The 825-nt window shown below is 52.7% G+C and carries 1 protein-coding gene; it reads left to right on the top strand.

Annotated elements, in window-relative coordinates; genetic code table 11:
* Nucleotides 1-65 precede the first annotated feature (65 nt).
* A complete protein-coding gene (locus N5C88_RS31410) occupies nt 66-770 on the top strand; it encodes an IS6-like element IS26 family transposase (RefSeq protein WP_001067855.1) in 705 nt (234 codons plus the stop codon).
* The last annotated feature ends 55 nt before the right edge of the window (nt 771-825 follow it).

The raw sequence follows: 825 nt of genomic DNA, 5'->3' as shown, positions 1-825 counted from the left end.
GGGGCACTGTTGCAAATAGTCGGTGGTGATAAACTTATCATCCCCTTTTGCTGATGGAGCTGCACATGAACCCATTCAAAGGCCGGCATTTTCAGCGTGACATCATTCTGTGGGCCGTACGCTGGTACTGCAAATACGGCATCAGTTACCGTGAGCTGCAGGAGATGCTGGCTGAACGCGGAGTGAATGTCGATCACTCCACGATTTACCGCTGGGTTCAGCGTTATGCGCCTGAAATGGAAAAACGGCTGCGCTGGTACTGGCGTAACCCTTCCGATCTTTGCCCGTGGCACATGGATGAAACCTACGTGAAGGTCAATGGCCGCTGGGCGTATCTGTACCGGGCCGTCGACAGCCGGGGCCGCACTGTCGATTTTTATCTCTCCTCCCGTCGTAACAGCAAAGCTGCATACCGGTTTCTGGGTAAAATCCTCAACAACGTGAAGAAGTGGCAGATCCCGCGATTCATCAACACGGATAAAGCGCCCGCCTATGGTCGCGCGCTTGCTCTGCTCAAACGCGAAGGCCGGTGCCCGTCTGACGTTGAACACCGACAGATTAAGTACCGGAACAACGTGATTGAATGCGATCATGGCAAACTGAAACGGATAATCGGCGCCACGCTGGGATTTAAATCCATGAAGACGGCTTACGCCACCATCAAAGGTATTGAGGTGATGCGTGCACTACGCAAAGGCCAGGCCTCAGCATTTTATTATGGTGATCCCCTGGGCGAAATGCGCCTGGTAAGCAGAGTTTTTGAAATGTAAGGCCTTTGAATAAGACAAAAGGCTGCCTCATCGCTAACTTTGCAACAGTGCCCCC

It is taken from the genome of Achromobacter sp. GD03932, from assembly GCF_029839485.1.
In the GTDB taxonomy this organism is placed as follows: domain Bacteria; phylum Pseudomonadota; class Gammaproteobacteria; order Burkholderiales; family Burkholderiaceae_B; genus Achromobacter; species Achromobacter bronchisepticus_A.
This window is presented reverse-complemented; position numbering and strand designations above follow the sequence as displayed.

What these genes read in the sequence shown, in the direction of transcription:
- N5C88_RS31410 (WP_001067855.1), top strand. Translation starts at nt 66, where the DNA reads ATGAACCCATTCAAAGGCCGGCATTTTCAGCGTGACATCATTCTGTGG.